At 51.8% G+C, this 22,807-nt stretch carries 18 protein-coding genes and 1 tRNA gene; 9 read left to right on the top strand and 10 right to left on the bottom strand.

Annotated elements, in window-relative coordinates; all coding sequences use genetic code 11:
* Nucleotides 1-193: 193 nt before the first annotated feature.
* The 3 genes from SH580_RS19690 to SH580_RS19680 are packed head-to-tail and all read right to left on the bottom strand — an operon-like array spanning nt 194 to nt 2,202.
* Complete coding sequence (locus tag SH580_RS19690) at nt 194-436, bottom strand: hypothetical protein (RefSeq protein ID WP_319832523.1); 243 nt, start codon at nt 434-436, stop codon at nt 194-196.
* Complete coding sequence (locus SH580_RS19685) at nt 437-1,978, bottom strand: hypothetical protein (protein WP_319832522.1); 1,542 nt, start codon at nt 1,976-1,978, stop codon at nt 437-439.
* Nucleotides 1,978-2,202 carry a helix-turn-helix domain-containing protein gene (locus tag SH580_RS19680; protein WP_319832521.1) on the bottom strand — a complete coding sequence of 75 codons (225 nt, stop codon included), beginning with the start codon at nt 2,200-2,202 and terminating at the stop codon, nt 1,978-1,980. Before SH580_RS19680 ends, SH580_RS19685 begins: the two co-directional genes overlap by 1 nt.
* Nucleotides 2,203-2,395: 193 nt before the next feature.
* Between SH580_RS19680 and SH580_RS19675 the strand changes: the two genes are divergently transcribed.
* Nucleotides 2,396-2,650, top strand: coding sequence for a hypothetical protein (locus tag SH580_RS19675; RefSeq protein ID WP_319832520.1), 255 nt, complete (start codon nt 2,396-2,398; stop codon nt 2,648-2,650).
* A gap of 48 nt (nt 2,651-2,698) precedes the next feature.
* Here SH580_RS19675 and SH580_RS19670 read toward each other — a convergent pair whose 3' ends face one another.
* A complete protein-coding gene (locus SH580_RS19670) occupies nt 2,699-3,706 on the bottom strand; it encodes a tyrosine-type recombinase/integrase (protein ID WP_319832519.1) in 1,008 nt (335 codons plus the stop codon).
* 126 nt (nt 3,707-3,832) lie between these two features.
* Nucleotides 3,833-3,917, bottom strand: a tRNA-Tyr gene (locus SH580_RS19665).
* A 155-nt stretch (nt 3,918-4,072) separates the two neighbouring features.
* Between SH580_RS19665 and SH580_RS19660 the strand changes: the two genes are divergently transcribed.
* The gene (locus SH580_RS19660) at nt 4,073-5,854 is read left to right on the top strand and encodes a chloride channel protein (protein WP_319832518.1); all 1,782 of its coding nucleotides are present in this window, start codon (nt 4,073-4,075) and stop codon (nt 5,852-5,854) included.
* On the opposite strand, the gene SH580_RS19655 is transcribed toward SH580_RS19660, so the two are convergent.
* Together SH580_RS19655 and SH580_RS19650 are read right to left on the bottom strand one after the other, a co-directional pair.
* Nucleotides 5,851-6,684, bottom strand: coding sequence for a hypothetical protein (locus SH580_RS19655; RefSeq protein ID WP_319832517.1), 834 nt, complete (start codon nt 6,682-6,684; stop codon nt 5,851-5,853). The two genes, SH580_RS19660 and SH580_RS19655, sit on opposite strands and share 4 nt — an antisense overlap.
* 38 nt (nt 6,685-6,722) lie before the next feature.
* Entirely contained in the window at nt 6,723-7,685 is a 963-nt protein-coding gene (locus tag SH580_RS19650) for a prepilin peptidase (protein WP_319832516.1), read from the bottom strand.
* Between the two features lie 126 nt (nt 7,686-7,811).
* Between SH580_RS19650 and SH580_RS19645 the strand changes: the two genes are divergently transcribed.
* The 7 genes from SH580_RS19645 to SH580_RS19615 all read left to right on the top strand — a co-directional run bounded on the left by SH580_RS19645 (nt 7,812) and on the right by SH580_RS19615 (nt 19,083).
* Nucleotides 7,812-8,273 carry an ACT domain-containing protein gene (locus SH580_RS19645; RefSeq protein ID WP_319832515.1) on the top strand — a complete coding sequence of 154 codons (462 nt, stop codon included), beginning with the start codon at nt 7,812-7,814 and terminating at the stop codon, nt 8,271-8,273.
* 93 nt (nt 8,274-8,366) lie between these two features.
* Complete coding sequence (locus SH580_RS19640) at nt 8,367-8,987, top strand: TetR/AcrR family transcriptional regulator (RefSeq protein ID WP_319832514.1); 621 nt, start codon at nt 8,367-8,369, stop codon at nt 8,985-8,987.
* Nucleotides 8,988-9,127: 140 nt separating this feature from the next.
* Nucleotides 9,128-9,652, top strand: coding sequence for an EF-hand domain-containing protein (locus SH580_RS19635; RefSeq protein ID WP_319832513.1), 525 nt, complete (start codon nt 9,128-9,130; stop codon nt 9,650-9,652).
* Nucleotides 9,653-9,733: 81 nt separating this feature from the next.
* Nucleotides 9,734-11,527, top strand: a complete 1,794-nt coding sequence (locus tag SH580_RS19630) for an ABC-F family ATP-binding cassette domain-containing protein (protein WP_319832512.1) — start codon at nt 9,734-9,736, stop codon at nt 11,525-11,527.
* Nucleotides 11,528-11,933: 406 nt separating this feature from the next.
* Entirely contained in the window at nt 11,934-13,064 is a 1,131-nt protein-coding gene (locus tag SH580_RS19625; RefSeq protein ID WP_319832511.1) for a hybrid sensor histidine kinase/response regulator, read from the top strand.
* A gap of 2 nt (nt 13,065-13,066) precedes the next feature.
* Nucleotides 13,067-16,621 carry a sensor histidine kinase gene (locus tag SH580_RS19620; RefSeq protein WP_319832510.1) on the top strand — a complete coding sequence of 1,185 codons (3,555 nt, stop codon included), beginning with the start codon at nt 13,067-13,069 and terminating at the stop codon, nt 16,619-16,621.
* Complete coding sequence (locus SH580_RS19615; protein WP_319832509.1) at nt 16,618-19,083, top strand: TonB-dependent receptor; 2,466 nt, start codon at nt 16,618-16,620, stop codon at nt 19,081-19,083. Before SH580_RS19620 ends, SH580_RS19615 begins: the two co-directional genes overlap by 4 nt.
* 77 nt (nt 19,084-19,160) lie before the next feature.
* Here the strand turns inward: SH580_RS19615 and SH580_RS19610 are convergent, their stop codons facing one another.
* The 3 genes from SH580_RS19610 to uxaC all read right to left on the bottom strand — a co-directional run bounded on the left by SH580_RS19610 (nt 19,161) and on the right by uxaC (nt 22,797).
* On the bottom strand, nt 19,161-20,249 hold the full coding sequence (locus tag SH580_RS19610) for an Ldh family oxidoreductase (protein ID WP_319832508.1): 1,089 nt from the start codon (nt 20,247-20,249) through the stop codon (nt 19,161-19,163).
* A gap of 111 nt (nt 20,250-20,360) precedes the next feature.
* The gene (locus SH580_RS19605; RefSeq protein ID WP_319832507.1) at nt 20,361-21,338 is read right to left on the bottom strand and encodes a phosphoglycerate dehydrogenase; all 978 of its coding nucleotides are present in this window, start codon (nt 21,336-21,338) and stop codon (nt 20,361-20,363) included.
* A 46-nt stretch (nt 21,339-21,384) separates the two neighbouring features.
* On the bottom strand, nt 21,385-22,797 hold the full coding sequence (gene uxaC, locus SH580_RS19600) for a glucuronate isomerase (RefSeq protein WP_319832506.1): 1,413 nt from the start codon (nt 22,795-22,797) through the stop codon (nt 21,385-21,387).
* Nucleotides 22,798-22,807: the final 10 nt, after the last annotated feature.

Here is a 22,807-nt window from a genome sequence, read left to right as displayed (position 1 = left end):
TGCGTATTCCTGCAAGATTTGTCTGCCGACACCGATGGATTTACAGGGCGGGGGTTTCTAGCGACCGATGAAGAATCCAGATTGCGCTTGGATTTTTTCCATTTTTTCAAGGAGCTGCCTCCAGAAGAATTCTTTAGAGATCTAGCCCGAGAGCTTTCCTCTAATCTTTTGCGAGTAAGTTTCGTAATCATATTTAGTTCAATTGGTTAGGTGTTAAGTCTAGTTTTGCAGGTTCATTTAGCGCATTGAATCGCTCACAAGCCTGAATAAAATCATCCCATTCCCGCGAAGCCGATCGCCCCTTCGCGCGGGCCAATTCAAAAGCGCGCGCAGCTGCAGCAATCGCATCCTTAGCCCGCTCGCGAGCTTTTGCGGCAGAGACCGTTTGAAAGATCAAAGCCTCACGGGGCGAAAGTTTGAAAATTTTCGGGCTCATCTAGATTCTTGGCGCGGGCTTGGTCATCTCGGATTCGATCACTTTTAATGAACGCTCCATGCTGACTAGAACGCCCTGACTTGGGTTATCGGCACGAATATTCGATTCTGCGCGATCGGTCGCGCTGGGTGTGCTGGAGCTGCTAGCGGAGCTCATGCCATCGAGCGCGGCGCCGTTGCGGCCTAGGGTGGTATTGTAGAGACCAGCAGCGAGCTCTCGCGCGCGCATGGTGCTAGGGCGGCGATTCTGGATCTGCCCGGGGCGGATCTTGCCGCGCACGCGGTCGTCTTCGGCCTCCTGCGCGGCAACATCCGCAGCAGCACTACCAGAAATAGCGCCGGGGCTGCCGGTGCCGGTGCCCTTGGCGGCGGCGGCCTCTTGCTCGGCGAGTTTTTGCACCAGGTTGGCGGCCTCTTCGAGGCTGATACCGTAACGCTTGGCCACGCGAGCGGCTTCTTTCATTTTATGAATCCGCGCGTCCATAGCATCGGCGGCGGCGGCATCGCCAGCGGCGCGGGTCTGCATGGCCTCCAGCTCGGCGGCCTTGATGTATTCAGCCACAGAGGATTCAAATTCTTCACGCAGCTTCTTTTCGGCGGCGGCGCGCTGTTCGGCCATCTCAATTGCAGAAGCCTGGACCGCGACGTATTCGCGAGTTTCTTCAGCTAGCACTGCCTCGACCTCTGCGGCCTTAGCTGTTTCCTCTGTGCGCTTAGCTCTCTTTGCGGCTAGCGCCTCTTCAGCCTCGGCCAATGCCGCCTCGGCCTCGGCAAATTCCCTAAACAGATTCCTGCCAGTCACGACAGACGCGAAAAGCTTAGAGAGGCCACCGTAATATTCATAGAGGGCCCCAAGCCCCTCTCCGGCAAAAACAACCATATCCTTTTTGAACTCCTCAATGCTTTTTCGAGCCTCGGAGAGCGCCTGAACTGTATCTTCACCCATCACTTTAGCTTTTTTCCCGAGGCGCTCGAACTCAGCACCACTATTAGCGAGCAGTGGAATCAGCGCGGTGGCATCGCTGGCGATTTCTTCCATGTATGAAACCATTTCCGAGTTCGACACGTTCGCCTTCTCGATCGAGTCGTAGTAGAGCTGCAGGGCATCGGGGCCGCTCAGGTGTCGGAATTCCTCGGCGGTGACACCGACTAAAGGGGCGATTTCTTCAAAAAAGGCCTTCATAGGCCCACCACCAGAGCGTAAAAACTCACCGATTTTCTCTTGAGTGTCCTTATAGATGTCGGCGAGCTTTTCTTGTTCGATTCGCACGCCCTTCGCGGCAAAAGCAAGCCGCTGGAAATCTTCAACTCCAGTGCCAGCGATGCCGGCAAGGGTCTCGATCTCGTTTGCCGTTTCCATTGCCGCCGTCGCCAATGCGCCAACCCCTGCCACCGACAACCCGGCTGCACCAGCGACGGCTTTAAACTCCTTACTCATGCTGGTAGAAGCCTTTTTGGTTTCCTTAACGTTGCTATGGAGCTCACCGAGGAACGGGTTACTGTCCATCGCCATACGAGCCATGATGTCTGCTGAGGTGGGCATTATCGGCTTTGCCCTCCAACCTTGCGCGAGTTAATCCATGATTCGATTTCAGGCTTCTTATACTTAAAAGCTGAACCGATTTTATAATGTGGCAGACCTTCGCGCTTTGCTAAATCAAGGAACCTCGATTTGTTGCGATACCCAACCAGCCGCATGGCTTCGGTCGTGCCGATCAGACCGGATGAGTTTGCTGATGTGTTACTTGTGTCTGGATGTCTATTCATAGCTATAAAACGAAACGAAAGGTTTTACTTTATAGCTCCGAAACTGCGTTTTGTGCAGTCCATCATACCCATTCATGTATCAAAAATAGCCTTCCGTATTGCCATTTTTCAGTTAAAACACGTAGCTAAAGAGAACGATTTCTCACATAAACTAAGACGCTTTCAAAAAAACGCGCCACATTCCCCCAAAAAAATGGCCCAACACCTCCCCAAATACATCTGTGCCAACTGCGGAAGCACCACCGACAAACCCGTAAGCCACACTAAAGGCAGCCTAGCCTTAGAGGTCCTACTGTGGCTTTGCTTTCTACTGCCTGGGCTACTCTATTCCGTCTGGCGTATCAGCTCCCGCAGCAAAGTCTGCCCCAGCTGCAAATCAGACAGCATAATCCCCACCAGCACCCCCAAAGGCACCGCCCTGCTAAGAGACAATCTCTATAAAAGTTAGTCGTCTAAGCACGCCCCAAAGAATCGCCCTGCCCCATGGAGCGTTTTCTCATGCCGCCCCATCAGGCATGATCTCAAAAAAACGCCTTGCATCCCCCAGTGAGCACAGACCTCTATACTTTTGGTGCAACAAGCGCGGCTTGCCTTCGTGGCCCATAATCAGGCTCGTTTTATCCAAGCTCCCAAACCGGCTAATGTGATAAGTCGCAAACGAGTGCCGACACACATCTTGCGGCCATGCTTCCCCCGCCCACTCCTTGCGGCTACAAACGAACCGAGATAAAAACCGCGTCTGAACTCTACACACCGGCTCTTCGGCCTTTCCACGGTATAGGCGCAACCAAGCCCACAGATTAGCAGGAAGCCCCTCCAGCACTCTAGCCCGCCGCGTTTTAGCAATCGCCGCATCGATCCGCACCGTGCGCGCCTTAAAATCAATCGCCCCCCACAAGAGCGCAGGCTTTTCGCGCGAATTGATCTCAGAGGGCCGCACCCCCGCGAACAACATCAGCGCAGCAGCCGCCCCATAGCTCGAATCTCGCGTCAGCTCCATCACTAGCGCCGCTGACTCCACCGGCAGAATGCCCACCTGGTGCTCTTCAATCGCCATTTCCAGAGATAGACCCTCAGTAGGATCCGAAACGCACAGCGGCGGCTCCTGTCTGCGCGCCCAGCGAAACAAAGCACGAATCGCCCGCAAATAGCCTTCCACCGTAGAACGTGCCCCAGGCTCCGCCAGCAGCCACGCCCGCAGCTCAGGCCGCGTAAAATCGTCAAGCGCCCTCTCGCCTTTGGAGTCGCCCATAAAAAGAGTCAGCTTCGACTCGTAGAAATCCACAGTCCGCGCACGTAGCTTGCGACGCAGACAATCTTTCAAGAAAAGCCCCACGGCAGCCTCTAATGAAGTTCGCTCAACGCCTGCAGCCTTACCAACCGCCAAGCGCGCCGCGGCCGTCAAGGGGGCATCCGCCTCAAAACCTGCATCACTAAGAATGGAAAGCGCCTCCCGGGCATCCGCCCGCATAGCCGCATCGAGATTAAAATTTTTCCGAGCCATGCAACACAGATTAAAGTCTGTGAGCATTACATGTAAATAGTCAAATATAGGCAAATATAGGGCAATATGCACAAAAAAGGCCCGATCCGTAGATCGGGCCTTAAAGCGGCGAGGCCGCTTTAACAGTGGTGGTGAGAGCCGGATTCGAACCAGCGAACTCAAAGAGAACAGATTTACAGTCTGCGTGCTTTAGCCACTTGCATATCTCACCAAAAGTGAAGAAGTGGTGGACAGTAGGACTAAGTTTCACTTTGCCAAGTATTTTTTTTAAAAATTTATTCGCGCAGCTCTACCACTCTTTTATAGACCTAAATCATGCTGTGCAGAACTTCTTGCACGGCTTTTTCTTTTTCAGTAATCACACCGATGCCACGCGAATCATTTAGTCTTAACAATCTTCCTAATTGGATGCGGGGTCGTTTTAATGACGGCCAACGATTCCTGATGCTATGTATCTGCGCCGGAGTCCTTTGTGGCTTGGTCGGAGTCAGCTTTCACTTGGCCATCACCTTTACTTTTGAGAATATGTTCGCCCTGTATGAGGGCCTAGGCTTCTGGACGATTCCAGCGATGATCTTCTCGCCAGCTCTGGCGGGACTGTTGGTGGGCTTGATGATCCGCTACGTCTCCCCCACTGCAAGTGGCTCGGGGATTCCACAAACGAAGGCGGCTTATTACCAAAATTTCGGCATCATTAAAACGCCGGAGGCTTTCTGGCGTTTTATTATCGGCACGATCTCTGTTGGTTTCGGAAATAGTCTGGGGCGCGAAGGTCCGACGGTTCATATTTGTAGCGCGATCTCATCCAAATTGGGCCGCATCTTCGGTTTGGGCAAACTGCGTATCCAATCCATGGTGCCCGTGGGAATGGGTGCGGGCATTTCAGCGGCGTTTAACGCCCCGATCTCAGCGATCACTTTTGTGTTTGAGGAGCTCTTTGATAATAACTTCAGCAGCAAGGCGCTGGGGGGCATTCTGATTGCCGTGGTGGTCGCGGCCGTGGTGGAACGCAGCTTGATCGGCGACCACAGTGCCCTGCATGCCACGCGTGAAGTATTTGAAACGTCTTGGTGGATGCTGGTCTGCTTAGCGATCGGGCCAGCGGCCGGCTTATTGGGACACTTGTTCGTATCGCTGCTACTGGGACTACGGGCACAGTTTAAACAAGCCACAAAGATTCCCTCTTGGGCACGCCCTGCTCTGGGTGGCCTGAGTGTGGGGCTGATTGGGGTGACTGTTTGGCAATTCAGCGGCGGTCACAATGGGGTGTTTAGCATTGGATATGATGATCTAAACTCCACACTCCACGGTCACCTGATCTGGCAAGTGCTGCTGCTCTTGCTAGTGGGTAAGTTTTTGGCGACTGCGGTTTGCTATGCCTCCGGCGCCAGTGGCGGTATTTTCGCACCAGTGCTATTTATCGGTAGCATGCTCGGTGGCTTGTTCGGTGTGCTAATGGTTAAATTTCTAGGCGTGGACCAATCGGTGGCGGCCGCCACGGCACTATTAGGCACAGGGGCTTTTTTCGCAGCAGTCATTCGCTGTCCACTGACCTCAGTGCTCATCATCTTTGAAATGACACAAAACTACTCGCTGATCCTCCCGTTGATGATCGGCAATCTAATCGCTTACATCATAGCGGGCAAGCTGCGCAGCATCCCCATCTACGACGCCCTACTGCTGCAAGATGGCATCAGCCTAAAAAAGCTACCAGCCTACCGGGGCGATCGCGACTGGCGTAATCTGCCAGTGAGCACGATTATGACCCACGACTGCCGGAGCGCTTTTGGCGAACTAGATGCCAAGGCGAATTTGGAGCGGATCGCTCAGGACGGGCACAAGCACCATGCCTACACCATCGTTTCCAACGAAAATCGACAAGAATTGCTGGGCATGATCACGCACCACGAATTGGAAGAGCTTCAAGCAGCGGAAGACCGCCGGAGCATCGGCGAATGGGTGGCAGGACACTCCATTATTGAAATCCATCCCGACGACTCGATCCGTGATGCGGCCAATACGCTGGTGATCCGTGATGTAATGCAGGCTCCCGTCGTCAGCCGTAAAGACACTCGCAAGCTACTGGGGATCGTCACACTACACGACATCGCGCGACAACAAAACGCGATCGAAGACTCAATGGATTAAGCGGTGATTTGCATGCCGCGCACCAGTTCGCGTGCGAAGCCTGTCAATTCGTCGGCATAGCGCTCACAGAAAGTGACGATATTTTGCCGATCCAAAGCTTGAGCATCGACTAATAAACGATAGCCGAGCTCGTGCGCATCATATGACTCCGCCGACATCATTGAACACAGCTCCACGACATCGAGCTGGGTCTGTTCGGTGTAACTCCCAATCACAGCCAGCCGGGCGCACCAGTGTTGCAATTCCTCCGCACTATCGACGGTTAACATCTGACTAAGCGCAGCCGACACGCTAAGCAAAACTCGCATTTGCTTATTATTTCGCAACTTGGGCTCCTGATGCCAGTATTTGCGATAGCCTTCTAAAAAACATGGAGACTCCAGGAAGTGATAAAACTCAGCCTCACGCGCGGCCAGCGGTGCCAAAGTTGGCGGCACCGGTCGAAAACCTGCAATATTGCGCTCTGCAAGCCATGTACGCAGCGGCCCATACCCCTCTGGGGCGATCAAGGATTGAATCAGCCGATGCTTGCGCGCACTCTCGACAATCGTCGCGGGCAGTATGTCCAAAATCGATTGGCGCAGTTTGATCACCATGCGAGGGTGATCTATACGTGCATTGATGCGCGATTGAATCGAGCGCTCCTCTTGCGCTGTCGGGCTGGACTCTTCGTAGAGCTCGCAGCACCAGCGCTCGGTTTCGGTCAGTGTGCTATTTTGCTTAATATAGTCGCGAATGCCCGACCAATGTTGACTGGCACGCGCCCCGGTAATCTCCCAAGACAGGCAGTAGGCCATCGCCGCTACAAGAAATGCATCGGATTCTCTCATACTACACTATGACTCAAGATCAACAGCACGTCCATAGCTCAGGGCATAAAAAAATAACTCGCGAACTCTGCGAAATACGCATCCACATACGCATCGAATCCTAAAAAGTATATGAGCGCCGCAACAGCAAGCATGGGACCGAAGGGCACCTGCGCCCCAAACTGAACTTCGATCTCTTCGTCCTCACTCTCTTCGCCCTCAGCGGACTCCGCCTCCGCGCGATCCTGTGCCTTCGGCGCGGTCCGCTCCTCCGTCGGATCTGAGCCGCCGAAGAGACGTGCCAATAATAAGCAGGGCAACAATACGACCGAGCCCACCAACGCACCTCCAAACATTGCAAATACTGCGCCCTGCCAGCCGCAAAAAGCGCCGATAAAGCCAACAAATTTCACATCGCCCTCTCCCATGGCTGGCTTGCGAAATATGATCTCACCCAGCACCGCGATCCAGTAAACCAAGCCCGCGCCGACCAATGCCCCGACAATCGCGGTCACTCCCGACTGAATATGAGACACAATTGGCAGGCCCTCGATGCCGTGAAGCGCGGGGAAGATAAAAGACAACAACACACCCATCACCATACCACCAATCGAGAATCGATCGGGAATGATCATATGGTCGAGGTCAATAAAGGTCGCGCAAATCAAAAAGGCCACAAACAACATCCCCAACATAGCAACCACTGGGGGATAGATCATCCAAACCCACAGAAAGAGCATCGACGTGAGCAACTCGATCGCAGGGTAGCGAATACTAAAAGGCGCTCCACAACAACTCGCCTTCCCGCGCAAAATCAACCAAGTAAAAATCGGAATATTATGATAAAACGGGATCGGTCGCCCACAGGCACAGGTCGAGCCCGGAAATATAATCGAGCGCCCCGCTGGAATGCGGTAAATACACACATTGAGAAAACTACCTGTCAGCGCTCCAAAAACAGCGGCCAATGTGGCGAAGAACCATGGAAAATCCTCATTAATAAATTCAAATGTTTCGAACATAAGCGGGTCAGCGGCACATCAAGGGGAGTGAAAACATCTAAGCAAGCGACATCTGAGCGAAGTTGAAAGCTTAACCTTAAAAAAAATACGTGCAAGTTCCCCCAGACTCTCTAAGCTGCCTACAGTATGCCAGCAGAAGTAATGCGCAGGCCGGGCGATTTTCAGCCGGTCATTCAATTCTCAATCCACGCCGACAACAAAGTCGGACGACTCAATGAAATCATTGGGCTTCTTGCCGTGCATGAGGTGCACGTCATCGCACTCTCGGTACTCGACACCACGGATAGCTCAATCATACGCCTGATAGTCGATTACCCGATCGAAGCTCAAAAACTACTGATCGAGCATCAGTTTTCCTATGTGCAGAGCGAACTGATCGCCGTCGAGCTGAACAGTGAAGAGCAAATAAAAACGGTCACCAGTGCGCTGGTTCAGGCGGAAATCAACATCCACTACATCTACCCCTTCCTAATGCGTCCCAACGGACGCTATGCCTTAGCGATCAGCCTGGAAGACAATGAACTGGCCGCGGACACCCTCACCCGCAGTCAACTCAATGTAATCGGCCAAGACGATATCGCGCGATAAGTCACTGCGCTGCCAAGGCCTGCTGGAGATATTTTTACCTACGAGGCGCGCGAGGCTTGCCGCCTTCCAAAAAAGACTTCTATATTGGCGGTCATGCCACGAACCCGTTCACGCCCAAAAACCGAAGAGAAGTTTCAAAATGCCGTTTTGAAACTTGTCGCGGATGAAGGCTGCAGTGCCCTCGGAATCAACGCAGTCGCTCAACTGGCTGGAGCCGATAAAGTACTCATTTACCGTTATTTCGGTGATTTTAACGGACTGCTACAACTCGTCGCGGAAAGTCGTCAATGGCTACCTACGGTCGACGAATTACTGCGCGCCTTACCCGTAGGCATCAGCGCCCCCTTACCGCTACTTCGCGAGATCTCCAACAGCTTGGTGCATCACATTCGATCCGATGCCAGCACGCATCAACTCGTACGTTGGCGTCGCACCCAGGCCTGCCCACTGTGCCTACGATTCACCCAAGAGTGGCATCAGCTCTGGCAAGATTTACCTCAGCGACTCAGTCAACAAGCAGGAGCCGACCAACGCAATCAATGGGCTCAAGCCTGCGGGCTGCTGTCCTTAACGCTGGAAGCCGAGCTCTGCGGAGAACCCGTCGATCGCCATTGCCTAGAGCGGATCGCCGAGGGCCTCGAATACAGCCCAAGCCTCATTGATACAGCACCAACGCCCCCCATCGAAGAGAGTTTGCCCACCAATCTGCTATAATTCAGCAGTCGGAGGTCGGAGGCTGAGACGCGGCTAAAAACGTGGCTAAAAAGTTCTCTGAAACTTTTAGCCAACTGATCTCGATATTTAGATCAAGCAGCACATTCCGCTGCGAACTTAACACTACAATATCACAGATCATGAATAAAAAATCATTACTACTGCTCGTCCTCTCAACCTCTCTGCTGGGCTTCACCGCTCAAGCAAAGCCCGATGGCGAGCCAGGCGAAGCCAAAGGCAAACGCCCTTCCCCACAGGAAATCTTCCAACGTATGGATAGCGACGAAAACGGCACGCTCTCGCTCGAAGAAGTTAAAGGCCCACTGGCCGAGCATTTCGATAAGATTGACGCGGATGGGGATGGCCAAATCACTCCAAAGGAATTACGCATCGCCCACCAGAAGCGTCTCAAGGGTGAAAAAGGACCCAAGGGCGAAAAGGGCCAAGGTGCTGAACGACGCGGCCCCAACCTGAAGGAAGCCGACAGCAACGAAGATGGAGCCATTTCCAAAGCAGAAGCCACTGAAGCTGGGATGGAACGACTCCTCGAGCACTTCGATGAGATCGATGCCGACGGCAATGGTGAAATCACTCGCGAAGAGATGCTAGCCATGCGCAAGGGCAAGGGTCCTAAAGGCCCCAGAGGCCCTGAAGAAGAGGAATAAACTTCCGCTTAGTCAGCGTATAATTAACCACTCAGCCCGAGAGCTTCAAAGCTCTCGGGCTTTTTCTTTGCATTTCCTTCGATGCCTTGTTTCATTCCCGCGCTTTCCCGCTTGCGCGGGAATACCGGTAAAAGTTGCAGTGAGCAGAAAAATCACTACGGCATGTTACCGCAGGTATCACAGCACAATCTCACTCTTACACTCACTCTCACACGCACTCGGCGCACAGCACGGCGCCGCCAGACAATGATCACGATTAATCAAGTCTCCCACAACTTCGGCAAGAAGGTTCTCTTCAACGGTATCAACTGTGTTATCAACGCACATGACCGCATCGCCCTAGTCGGTTCGAACGGTTCCGGTAAAACGACTTTGCTACGCATGCTCATGGGCGAGCTCGACTGTGACAGCGGCAACATCGACAAGGCAAGCTACGTCAGCGTCGGTTACCTGCCTCAAGACGGCATCGCGGTCGCGGGTAAAACACTCTTCAAAGAGGCCGAAAGTGCATTTGGTGACATTCTTGAATTACAAAAAAACCTCGAAAAGGCCGAAGAGGAAATGCTCGAAATGGATACTTCGACTGACGAGTATTACGATTTGATCGACCTCATGGGCGAATGGGAGCAACAACTCGAAGACCACGAACCCGCCAAAATGAAATCCCGCATCGAGCGTATCCTGCTGGGAATGGGATTTAAGGAGAGCGATTTCGAGCGTGACACGGGAGAGTTTTCCGGTGGTTGGCAAATGCGTATCGCACTCGCGAAACTGCTCTTGCAAAACCCATCACTCATCATTCTTGACGAACCGACCAATCACCTGGACATCGTCTCGCAGCACTGGGTCGAGCAATACCTCAAGCACTATCAAGGTGCCTTGATCGTCATTTCTCACGATCGCGCCTTCCTCGACGAAGTGACCAACCGCACGCTAGAACTCAAGCTCGGTAATTTGACTAGCTTCAAGGGCAACTACAGCTACTATGTAAGCGAAAGCGAAAAGCGCCTGGAAACTCTACGTAAGGCATACGCCAACCAGCAAAAAGAAATCAAAGAGATCAAAGACTGGATCAACCGCTTTCGCTCCAATGTAAAGAAAGCAAGCATGGTGCAAAGCCGTATCAAAGCATTGGAGAAAATGGATTTGATCACGATTCCTCGCGACGAAAAGAAGATGTTCTTCCGCTTCCCCAAATCCCCTCCAGCGAGCGCGAAAGTAATTACAATTAAGAACCTACACAAAGCCTACGGCGACAACGTAATCTTTGACGGACTCGACCTACGCATTGATAAGGGCGACCGCATCGCTGTCGTCGGGGTCAATGGTGCGGGTAAATCAACCCTCGCGCGCATCATGGCGGGCACGGAGCCCTATCAAAGCGGCGAAGTCGAAAAAGGTATCAACACCGTGCTCGGGTATTTCGCACAGTCACAGGCCGACGAACTCGATCCCAACAATACAGTATTGGAAGAAGTCGAGAAAGCTGCGATTGGCAACGACGACGCCAACCCACGTGGCGCACTGGGCGCACTGCTCTTTTCCGGGGACGAAGCGCTGAAAAAGACTTCGGTGCTCTCAGGGGGAGAGAAAAACCGCGTCGCCCTGGCTAAGATGCTTATGCATCCGGCCAACTGCATGATTTTGGACGAACCGACCAATCACTTGGACATCAAATCGAAGGAAGTGCTGCAAGAGGCCATCAACCTCTACGAAGGCACTGTCATTCTGGTCAGCCACGACCGTGCCTTCCTCGATGGAGTAGTTAATAAAGTGCTGGAAGTCTCTCCAGGCAGCACACGCATGCTCACATGTAACGTATCCGAATACATCGAACGTTTGGAACAAGAAACCGCTGAAAAGCTGGATCGGTAAAACTGCCGCCCTGTAAGGGGTAAAGCCCAATAGGCATTGGGCAGGCGTTCGAATATGATGAGCCATGCGAACGGCTGGTTAGAATGAGCAGTTAGAAGGCAGAGGCCAGTACCCAAGGAATTATTAGACTGTGGATGTTGGGCGTTCGACGTTGGACGTTCCAAATTCCGCCGCGCCCCAATTCAGAGAACCGAGACCACGGTGTGATTCACCTGAAAGGCTATGTGTCGATACAAAACGGATAAGCGGCCAGATGTGATCTCCAGTTATGCTGAAATTAACACAAATTAACAGTTTCAATGCCACTCACTAGGTCTACTATCCCACCTTAGACTGACTCCAAAAGTCAGGCTGGCATTTTAATTCTAACACGTTACAAATTGCATATGAAAACCGTATCATCACGATGGAAACACAAGAGCATTCAATAACTCCGAAAGTCTTAATCGTTGATGATGAGCCACAAAACCTAAGATTAGTGGGCGAAATCCTACGTCGCGCCGACATTTCATTCATCCTCGCGTTGGATGGTCAAGAAGCTCTGGATGCAGTAGCCACGGAAAAACCGGATTTGATTTTGTTAGACGTGATGATGCCGAGGATGGACGGCTTCGCCGTTTGCGCGAATCTAAAAAAATCTCCAGATACAGCATCGATTCCCATTATTTTTCTGAGCGCAGCCAGCAGCCCGGCAGAAGTCGTGAGTGGCTTTACCGCTGGGGCCGTTGATTATATCAAAAAACCATTTGTACGCGAAGAGTTACTGGCACGCGTCTACACACACTTACGCTTAAGCGCGACACAAAGGCAACTGGATGCAGAGTCTAAAGCTAAAGCCGAACTAATTGCACGGCTGGCACACGACATCAAGAACCCATCCGGTGCCATCAAAGGCCTCAGTAAGTATATCATCGATGAACTCAAACACTGCCAACATGAGAATTTGCCAGAAATTCTCTCGATGGCTCAATTGATACAAGATTCCGCCGATGGTATGACCGACCTGGTGATCGGCATACTCGATGAGGCACGCAGGAGCGCACACTCAAACGAAAACTCAGTGACTGAAACCATTCAAGTGGCCGAGGTCATCGAATACCTACTTCAACTCAACAGCTTGAGTGCCAGGGAAAAAGATATCGATATTGATTTTACCAACACCCACCCTGCCCAAGTAGCCATTAGTCGACGCATCCTTGTCGAAATGTTTGATAATTTGCTCAACAACGCGATCAAATACTCTAGCGAAGGAGCCAACATACAAGTTCGACTCAAGTCGCCACAGCTATTCGCATCCGGAATGCGTTTCGAAGTGATCGACCAGGCTCCTACCATCACAGCAGAAAAACGTGCTGGTCTCTTTAGCCCCTTCGCCCAAGGAGACTCCAAAAACACCGTAGAAGCCTCGCACGGTGTCGGCCTCTCAATCGTCCAAAGACTCGTCAAGATGCACGCCGGCAAACTTGGAGTGGAAGCACGTGAACAAGGAGACGGCAATCGATTCTATATCGAATTACCCACCTCATCGATCGAGTAAGTATGCTGGCATCCCTGACAGTGAGTTCAAATTTCAACACCTCCTTCGCCTACTATCTGTTTCGTCACTGCCTATTTTTCGTCCTCTGTGGATATTTATCCATCTGCCATAGTCATGCCAGCGAGGATGTCACTCCGCTGACGGACTATTTAGTAAAAAACCTCACAACAGAAGAAGGGCTGCCGATGAATCAGCTCAATTACATCGGCGTATCACAAGAAGGCTTTTTATGGATCGCTTCCTTCGAAGGCCTCATCCGCTATGATGGCGTCGACTTTAAAAGTATCACCCATCACGATTACGCACAACTGCGGGGAGGCGCCTTCCACCTAGCGATTGACCACAGCAATGCGCTCTGGGCATTCGACACCAACCATAGATACCTATTTCGCCTGAAAGACGGTAATATTCAGCACTGGGAAACCGATCGCCTGACGGACGTATTGGACTACAATCTCTTCCTTGATTGGCATGGTGAAATAGTTCTCTTAGGTAAAAATCACTTTTACAAAGTCATAGACGATATGCTTACGAGGTATTCGATTCCGGGAACAGAAGGCCTCTCGATTCACTACGCACAGTTTGCGAGCGACGGCAGTCTATGGCTCGCGGACAAAAGCCAAGGCATACATCACATCGTCGACGGGCAAGTGACTTGGTTTGACCCGAAAACCTTGGGCTCAAAGTCAGGGCGCATTGTCTTATTGGAACAAGGCATCGATCAAACAATCTGGGCCATCTCTGCAGACAACGATCTGCTCCACTTCCAAAACGGTCAATGGCAGCTCTACCAAGACCCCACACTCAGCCAAAGTGGTCTAACACGCGCCATGCTGAGCGAATCGAACGGCACCCTCTGGATCGGCACTCAAAACGGCATGTTTCGCTATCAAGAGGGACAAATCCACAAGCTCCCCAGCAATCATTACCAAGACGCCGATCACATCTACTCCATAGCCCGGACACCCGATGGCAACATCGCTTACAGCACTTTTAACAATGGATTAAAACTCATACAGAAACGTGTATTTAAAACGCACACACGCGCCGACAATTTCCAGTATGGTGCCGTCCGCAGTATCACATCTGAAGCCAATGGCAGCACATATCTGATCGGCAGCAGCGCTGGTGTCAGCCGTATCAGTAAAGAAAGTGGGAGCATTGAAGTGCTCTTCCCTGCTCTCAAAAATGTCGATATTACTGACATAGAAATCATATCTCAGGATCATATTTATTTCTCCAGTTACAGTCAGGGGCTCTATGAATACAAGAATAACGAACTGCGACGCTACACTCAAGAAGACGGCCTTCCTGCAGATACAATTTACCAAATACAAAAGATGCCCGACGGGCGCTTGGCACTCGGCACCTATAATGGCTTGGTCTTCTTCGATGGACAGCAGTTCGAACCGCTTCCCGCCGAGACACAGCTACCTTCCAATCTAATCATCTCACTGTATTTGGATGGTGACACGCTCTGGTTTTCCATGGCTTCTGCAGGTATTTATGCCTATCGGAATGGGCAAATAATCCCAACCAGCCAAGGCACCGAACTCGAATCCACCACCGTCTTCCACATCACCAAAGACTCACAAGGCAACCTCTGGGGCGGCTATAGCGGCGGCATATTAAAAATCAAAGACGGTCAATTAAAAGTCTATGAAATGCCTAAAAGCTTTCCGTACATAAATATCTTTCATGTATGGCGTGATGCCAACGAAGGACTTTGGCTTACCACCAATGCGGGGCTCTACCGTGTAAAAATTTCAGACATCGAACACACGACTTCAAGCCATACATTTACTTATCAAAGCTACTTAAAAACAGACGGCTTACCGTCTAACAATATCACCGCCCTATCCGAAGTGTATGCAGAGCAGGACACGTTATGGATTCCTTTTAGTGGCGGCATCGTCGAACTCAATCCAGCACGACTGAGGAACGAAGCCTTTCAGCCCAGACTATTGATCGACCAGGTCAGGGTGAATGGTATCAACTTACCCACTACCGAGCTCAACAATGAGACCCCTAAAGAATTCGCTCCGGGGCTGCGCTATATGCGAATCAACTACACCGCACCCCGATTCCAAGGCGGCGAAGACCTGATCTTCCGTTATCGGCTGAAAGGCTTTGAAGATTGGGATGAAAGTTCTCGTCGCGAAGCCGTCTACACAAATCTACCTCCAGGCGATTATACCTTCGAGGTAAGCTGCATGGCGGATACTAGCACCGATCCCAAAGAGGTACAATGGGCCCGCTTTCATTTCACCATCCACCCATACTTCCATCAAACGGTCTGGTTTTACTTTCTAATCTTCAGCGCCTTCGCACTCGTCGCCTACTTAGCGCATAACTGGCGACTAAAGCGATCACAGCGACAAAATGAACGACTCGAAACACTCGTCAATCAACGCACCCAAGAGCTCAAACACCAAAGTGAAGAGCTCTTAATGGCCAAAGAGCACGCAGAGTCAGCCAATCGTCTAAAAAGCGAATTCACAGCGAACATCAGTCATGAAATTCGCACCCCCATGAACTCAATCATCGGCTTTACCGACATTTTACGCAGCGAGATCAACGACCCCACCCACAAGGACTACCTAAACACCGTATATAAGTCTGCGACCATGCTCATGGCGATGTTTAATGACCTACTCGATCTATCAAAGATTGAAGCCAATAAACTCTCGATGCACCCGCGCCCCTCAGACCTGATTAAAGAGTGTCACGAAACTCTGCAAATGCTGAGTCCCAAGTTGAATCAAAAAGGCCTGAGTATTCACTTCGAACACTCCCCGAACTTTCCGAAACAAGTGCTGATCGATGCCACCCGTTTTCGTCAAGTGCTGCTAAACATTGTCGGTAATGCCATCAAGTTCACAGATACGGGCGGTATAAAGATCAATTTAAAACTGCGACAAGCATCCGAAAGTCATGCCAATATTTCCTGCCAGATTGATGATACCGGCATCGGTATTCCACAGAAAATGCAAAAGCGTATCTTTCATGCATTTGAACAAGCCAGTCGCGACTTCACTCGTAATGAAACAGGCTCCGGGCTGGGCCTGGCGATCTCGTTACGGCTAATACAGATGATGCACGGCCGAATCCTAGTAGATAGCAAGGAAGGCGTCGGTTCTACCTTTACCATTGAACTCCCCAGCGTAGTGATCTGTCACCATGAGAAATCGTCCCCTCACAGCACGCAACAGTTTGAATCCGCCCAGCACTCAAACGAAGCTTTTCCATCCGAAATAAATGCCTCATGGATGATTGAAATGTTCAAACTCGAAACACTCGGTCAGGAAGCCCTCGACACCCTCCTGGGTATCATTAAGGACGAGCTAATGCCTGCCCTCACTAAAATGGATACGGCCCGTTTTCAATCGATCATCTATAAGCTGCAAGCCATCAATACGACTAAAAACATCGAGCAACTAGATGCTCTGTGTCATTTGATTCGAGAATATTCCGAACGAATTGATATCTCAGGTAGCCGTCATTTACGTCGAATACTCAACGATGCCCTGATCGAGCTCAATCATCCACACACATGACCCGCATCCAACGAATATACAAACCCTCACAATTCATCCAGATATTGGCAGCGCACATATGCCTGCTAAGCCCTCTAATTAGCGCCACAGACCGCTACACACAACTCGAAGAGTACGTCGTCTTCTCGCCCATCTCAAAAAGCGAGAGTGTCCTGCCGAACGACCACCCCTTCAGCTCTGTCTATGGCTACGAAAGCGGCATCCTCGATACACCACGTAACGTCACCGTCATTTCCAAGACACAATTGGAAGCCATCAGCCTGAAAGACGTTCGCGATTTCAGCAAGCTCACCTCCTCCAGTTATACCAGTTCAAATTTTGGTGCACCCACCACTCCCAGTATCCGAGGCCAAACAGCAGACAGTTTACTCAACGGCATGCGCAAAGGGCTTAGTAATAACGGGAACGGCATGCCCTTCAACACAAACTCAGTAGAATCGGTCAATATACTAAAAGGACCTCCTTCAGTCATGGTGGGTGCCTCACAATATGTAGGAGGCTACGTCGACCTCATTAGCAAACGCCCCACCGGCTACAATGAGGGGCGCTTGGACTTAACGCTAGACAGCGAAGGTATGCGTAAAGTGCAAATCGATCAAAATCAAGTGGTCTCCGACACAGTCAGTCTACGGATCAGTCTTACTGGCGAGGACAGTAGCGACTACTATTGGGACGACTATAGGCGACAAACCACAGCCCTCTATGCCGCACTCGATTGGCAGCCGAACGACACCTACCAACTCGAAATTCTTACAGAATTTTTCACAGCCAACTACACCGAAAACTGGGGCATAAATCGCCCCACCGATGACTTAATCGACCATCTCGACTATATAACAGGGATCGGCTCTACGGGCGGATTCCTCGATCATGTCACAACCACAGGCACGACGAAAATATCAAGAGACGCACGCCTGCACGGCGAAGGCGATGATTCCAATGGCGACTACTTCACACTTCAGGCGATCCAGACTATCCGCTCAAGCCCGGACACCACATTCGTCAACAATTCGCTTTTTCAGTATCGAGACCGAGACACATACAGCTCATATCAATACTCCGAAGTACTGCGCGACAACTTTCGCTTCGAAAATCGAACTGAAGCCCAAACCAATGGACAATGGCTGGGGCTCTTCCACAGTCTAAACCTAGGGCTGGACCTAAGCTATCAGGATGTATGGGCCGTCAACGATTACTATCACGAACCGGCGAACGCATGGGACTTAGTCAACCAAAGTCCCGCAAACATCGGACTGAGCGATACAGAAGTCTTTTACACGGCATTTTTCTACAACGCATTTCCAATGAGTGGAGAAAGCGCACGTGGCAAGTTGAGCGCTCGCCCCGGATCCAATAGCTCGACCTATAAGATCGATTCCACGGGCGAAACCGTCCAAGGCAACGAAGACAGCAACGACTCTCAAACCACATCCGTCGGCATTTTTGTGCAAGACGACAGCGAGCTCACAGATCGTCTGAACTTATTGATAGGCGGACGAATCGACTACGTCTACGCACAATCTAAAGACCCCATGTTTCATGACATGATTCGATACCTCGAAAATCTCAATCCCACCGAAGACTATTCCGAAGTGAAACAAGCAGAAGACAGCCACGGCGACTTTGTGCCCAACTTCAACTTAGGACTCGTATATAAATTGACCGCCTCTCAACGGCTGTATGCGAACTTTAACTACAGCGAATCCATCCCCGTCGACCTGGGTGGTGGCATCGCCCTACGCGAAGATGGACAGCTCGACCAAGACGCCTTTGACGCAGCCAGCCAGCTGTTTGAGCTAGGATATAAGGGCACTTTCTACGATGGAACACTCTACACAAGCATCAACCTCTTTCAGCAAGACAGGCTAGAGCCACAATCCCTCGGCAGTGATCAAGAAGTAGAAGTCTGGGGCGTCGAAACAGAACTTCACTATCAGCCAACCGAGCGTTTCTACATGGTTTTCGGCTATAGCTACATGGAATCGATCACTCGCAACGGCATCAACGCAGCGCTGACTCCGATCAGTGCAGTAGCTGCCAACGGGGGCACCTATCAATATACAAGCTTCGCAGAATTTGAAGGTTACGATGCCGATACCCCCGGTGTCCCCAAACACATTATCAACGGGCTCGCGGCCTATCAATTGACCGATTCGATGAGTGCCAGTATCGGTTTCTTAGTCACCTCCCCCATGAACCTCGCCTTCGATGTGCCCGCATCCGCCCGGGTGGATGACCAACAGGCCGTAGCCCCCGGCGATCTTAAGAGCGCTGAAATACCATGGCAGTATTCGATCGATCTAGGCCTGCGCTACGAAACCGAACACTGGGCGTTAGCCATCTATCTACTCAACGCCACCGATGAAGAAAATTGGGGCAGCGTAACTGGCCTCTACGGAAACGACTCCATTTTCGCCGAGCTCCCACGTCGCGTAGAAGTCACCGCGTCGCTCAAGTGGTAAACCGTATTCGAAAGCGGTTCCGCTTCCGCGACCAAGCACACCGTAGCGGAACGCGGAACTCGTTTCGAACATATGGACTACTCGCTCTTAAACTCATCCAGGCTCCACGTCGCGGCGCCACATTCTTCCGCAATCTCGTTAAAGGCCTGTATTTCGGCTTCAGAGAAGAGCAAACCGCCTGCTTTAACTACGCGTTCTGCCCAGCGGGCTTCAAGTTGCCCGGGCAGCAAGCAATTCTCATTGCCATGCCCTAGGATGTCTTCGATCACCGCTTTTACATTTGCAGCCTGATCACGCCCCTGCGCAAAAGCGCCGCCGTTGATGGCGTCGGGATGGATGACTTGAAAGTAAAATGCCGGTGTGCGCTTCTCTCCAGCCGGGATCTCGCGGCTACGCAGTGTGGGCAGACTACCGCCAATAAAAGCACCTACGATTTCGTTGATCAAACTCAGACCGTAGCCCTTGTGCGCGCCAAAGGGCATGAGCGCTTTGACTGCATTGGCATCAGTCGTCGGATTGCCGTCGGCATCCACTGCGGCATTGGGCGGCAAAGCGGTGCCTTCACGCTGAAACTGTTGCACGCGCCCCATCGCAATGACAGAGGTCGCCCAATCGATGACGATGGGGAAACCGACGGCGTCGGTGGTGGGAAAGCCCCAGCTGTGAGGATTGGTACCAAGCGTCGGATATTTACCCATAAACGGCACCACTTCAGCCAGTGCCGCCGTGCAGTTGGTATAGGCAATATAGCCGCGTTTGGCGGCTTCCATCACATAGCCACCGCCCCACAAATAGTGAAAGGCGTTGTCGACGGACACTTGGCCGATGCCATATTGATCGGCTAATTCACAAGCGCGATCAATTGCCTCATATGCGGTCGCCTGTCCGAGCTTCTTATTGGCGTTCCAAATTTCGCTGGCTGCGAAACGGCAAGGTAATTTCTCAATCTCCACCGCTGGGGTGCAACCGCCCGTCGCGCTGCCAAAGAGATGATCAAGGTGCAAGGCCTTGATGGCGTTGTGGGTGCGGATACCATGATGGGAAGCGAATGCAGAGAAGCGGGCAGCTTGCGCGGATTCATCTTCAGTGTATCCGCGGTGTTGATACGCTGCAGCGACGAGCGCATCGTGCTGCTCTTGAGGGACGATATAGAATTTTTCAGACATAGGAGGAGAATTAGGATTGAGGAATTAGAAATGAGGACACTCTAGATTTGAACTTCAACATTCAGCGTTCGATGTTGGACGTTCGACGCTCTTAAGAGTTCTTAAACGCACTTAAATAAGCGCAGCTGGTGGTGGCACGTCGTTGACCTGTGCCAGAGCTTTTTCGCCCTTGAGCAAGTTGACTAAGTTCTGGGTAGCCATGCCTGCTTGACGTTGCACGCTCTCGTAAGTGCGCGAGCCCACGTGTGGGGTAATAATGCAGTTCTTAGCACCCAGTAATGGGTGGTCTGCAGGAGGCGGCTCTTGATCGAGCACGTCGGCACCGTAACCACCGAGTTGGCCGCTTTCCAGAGCCGCAGCGATATCGCCGGTATGTGTGAGTTCCCCGCGACCACAGTTGATGAGAATCGCGCCCTCTTTCATATTCTTGATGCTCGCAGCACAAATCATATCCCGTGTTTCTTCGGTCAGGTTTGTGTGCAGCGATACGATGTCGCTGCAACGAAGTAACTGTGTGATACCGTCAGCGCGCTCGATATTCTGCTCTTTCGCAAAATCTTCCGGCCAGTAAAGATCGTAACCAATACATTTCATGCCGAAGGCGTTGGCGCGGATGGCCACTTCACGGCCAATTCGTCCGAGACCGATGATGCCGATGGTTTTACCCATGATCTCATGCCCGGTCATACGCTTCCAACCACCGGCTGCGGTCGTATTAGCTTGCTCCATCAAATTCTTATTCAGCGCCAGCAGTAGCATGAAAACATGCTCCGCCACAGTGGTGTGATTCACGCCGGGACAAAAGCTCACGGGGATTTTTTTCTCCGTCGCATAGGCGACGTCGATCTTATCCACGCCGATGCCATATTTAGCAATAATCTTCAGCTTCGGCAGTGACTTATCAATCACCGCCTGGGTGATCTCATCGTCCCCGCAGAGAAAGGCGTCAAAGTCGCCTGCGAGTTCTAACATGCGGGCTTCGGAAAGCGGCCCGCGTTCGCGAACGATTTCGGCGCCAGTGCTTTCTAACAGCGCGTGGTGGTCGCCGGGGCAATCTTGATAGGAGGTAGTCGTCAGGAGGATTTTCATACGGAATGTATAGGATGCTTGGTGGTCAACGGGATACGCATCAGTGTTAGATGCCAGGGAAATTAAAATAGTTTTTTGCGTTATGATAACAGATATCAGAGACGAGTGTGTCCAGCAACTCGCGGTCATCCGGAATCAGGCCAGCAGCCACATCTTGCCCGATCACACCGCAAAGTAGACGGCGGAAATACTCATGGCGCGGGAAGCTGAGGAAGCTACGTGAGTCGGTCAACATACCAACGAATTTGCTCAACAAGCCTACACTCGACAGCACATCGATCTGTGTGCGCATACCATCCAAAGTGTCCACATGCCACCAGCCCGAGCCGAGCTGCATTTTGCCAGGGACGGAGCCATCCTGGTAGCTGCCCATCAAGGTGGCAAAAGGATAGAGATACGAAGGATTGATGTGGTAAAAGATCGTTTTAGGCAAAGCATCCCGAAGCGCCAGACTGTCCAAAAAGGCAACCGTCTTACGCGCCACTGGCTCGTCGAGCATCGAGTCGTAGCCAGTGTCGGGTCCCAATTGCTGGAACATCTTGGTATTATTATTACGGATCGGGCCGAGGTGTAATTGCATTGTCCAACCACGAGCCGCATTCCAACTCGCCACCGCTTGCATTAGATACGTCATCCATTGTTCAGCTTCTGTCTCGGAGAGCGCCTGTTCTTGACGTAGCTTTTTGTAGATAGACTCAGCCTGACTCTCATCGCAAGGCGCATAAGGGCAGGCTTCAAGACCATGATCGGTCAAGCGGCAACCATGCTGATGAAAGTAATCATGACGCCCTTTAAGGGCAGCCATAAAATCGGCTGCACTGTCAAGCGACTGTCCGGAAACTTGCGCGAGTCGATCTGTCCACGTGTTCCACGCGCTCAGATTCGTGGTAATCATCCCCTTGTCGGGGCGAAAGGTGGGGAACATCTTGGTCGTTTGCCCGGAAGTGGCATTGAATGCGATGTGATGCTCCAGCGAATCCACCGGATCATCGGTCGTGCCGACAGCGCGCACATCAAACTGCTTACAGATATTTTGCACATTGAAGCTGTCTTGCGCGATCTTCGCATTGGCTCGTTCCCAGATCGCATCCGCGGTTTTCGGACTCAGCACCAGGTCACAATCGAAGTAACGCTTCAATTCCAAGTGCGTCCAATGATGCAAGGGATTCCGCACTGTCTGCGGGACCGTGCGTGCCCAGGCGTCAAACTTCTCCTTGGGGCTGCTGTCCTTGCCTGTGATCAAACTCTCAGGCTCGCCCGCGGCACGCATGGCGCGCCATTTGTAATGGTCGCCCCCCAGCCAAATCTCAGAGAGATCCGGGAAACGCGCATTGCCAGCCACCGCCTCAGGCGGAAGGTGACAGTGGTAATCTATGATCGGCTGATCCGCTGCCACTTCATGATAAAGGCGCTGCGCGGTCGAATTCGGGAGTAGGAAGTTTTCGTGGAGATAAGACATAATGAGCAAT

Origin of the sequence: Coraliomargarita algicola, from assembly GCF_033878955.1 — a bacterium.
Classification (GTDB): Bacteria; Verrucomicrobiota; Verrucomicrobiia; order Opitutales; family Coraliomargaritaceae; genus Thalassobacterium; species Thalassobacterium algicola.
This window is presented reverse-complemented; position numbering and strand designations above follow the sequence as displayed.

Excerpts from the sequence above, each read along its gene's own strand:
- SH580_RS19685 (WP_319832522.1), bottom strand. The coding sequence starts at position 1,978 with ATGCCCACCTCAGCAGACATCATGGCTCGTATGGCGATGGACAGTAAC.
- SH580_RS19675 (WP_319832520.1), top strand. The coding sequence starts at position 2,396 with ATGGCCCAACACCTCCCCAAATACATCTGTGCCAACTGCGGAAGCACC.
- SH580_RS19645 (WP_319832515.1), top strand. The coding sequence starts at position 7,812 with ATGCCAGCAGAAGTAATGCGCAGGCCGGGCGATTTTCAGCCGGTCATT.
- SH580_RS19660 (WP_319832518.1), top strand. The coding sequence starts at position 4,073 with ATGCCACGCGAATCATTTAGTCTTAACAATCTTCCTAATTGGATGCGG.
- SH580_RS19670 (WP_319832519.1), bottom strand. The coding sequence starts at position 3,706 with ATGGCTCGGAAAAATTTTAATCTCGATGCGGCTATGCGGGCGGATGCC.
- SH580_RS19635 (WP_319832513.1), top strand. The coding sequence starts at position 9,128 with ATGAATAAAAAATCATTACTACTGCTCGTCCTCTCAACCTCTCTGCTG.
- SH580_RS19680 (WP_319832521.1), bottom strand. The coding sequence starts at position 2,202 with ATGAATAGACATCCAGACACAAGTAACACATCAGCAAACTCATCCGGT.
- SH580_RS19620 (WP_319832510.1), top strand. The coding sequence starts at position 13,067 with ATGCTGGCATCCCTGACAGTGAGTTCAAATTTCAACACCTCCTTCGCC.
- SH580_RS19605 (WP_319832507.1), bottom strand. The coding sequence starts at position 21,338 with ATGAAAATCCTCCTGACGACTACCTCCTATCAAGATTGCCCCGGCGAC.
- SH580_RS19640 (WP_319832514.1), top strand. The coding sequence starts at position 8,367 with ATGCCACGAACCCGTTCACGCCCAAAAACCGAAGAGAAGTTTCAAAAT.
- uxaC (WP_319832506.1), bottom strand. The coding sequence starts at position 22,797 with ATGTCTTATCTCCACGAAAACTTCCTACTCCCGAATTCGACCGCGCAG.
- SH580_RS19690 (WP_319832523.1), bottom strand. The coding sequence starts at position 436 with ATGAGCCCGAAAATTTTCAAACTTTCGCCCCGTGAGGCTTTGATCTTT.
- SH580_RS19625 (WP_319832511.1), top strand. The coding sequence starts at position 11,934 with ATGGAAACACAAGAGCATTCAATAACTCCGAAAGTCTTAATCGTTGAT.
- SH580_RS19650 (WP_319832516.1), bottom strand. The coding sequence starts at position 7,685 with ATGTTCGAAACATTTGAATTTATTAATGAGGATTTTCCATGGTTCTTC.
- SH580_RS19610 (WP_319832508.1), bottom strand. The coding sequence starts at position 20,249 with ATGTCTGAAAAATTCTATATCGTCCCTCAAGAGCAGCACGATGCGCTC.
- SH580_RS19615 (WP_319832509.1), top strand. The coding sequence starts at position 16,618 with ATGACCCGCATCCAACGAATATACAAACCCTCACAATTCATCCAGATA.
- SH580_RS19655 (WP_319832517.1), bottom strand. The coding sequence starts at position 6,684 with ATGAGAGAATCCGATGCATTTCTTGTAGCGGCGATGGCCTACTGCCTG.
- SH580_RS19630 (WP_319832512.1), top strand. The coding sequence starts at position 9,734 with ATGCCTTGTTTCATTCCCGCGCTTTCCCGCTTGCGCGGGAATACCGGT.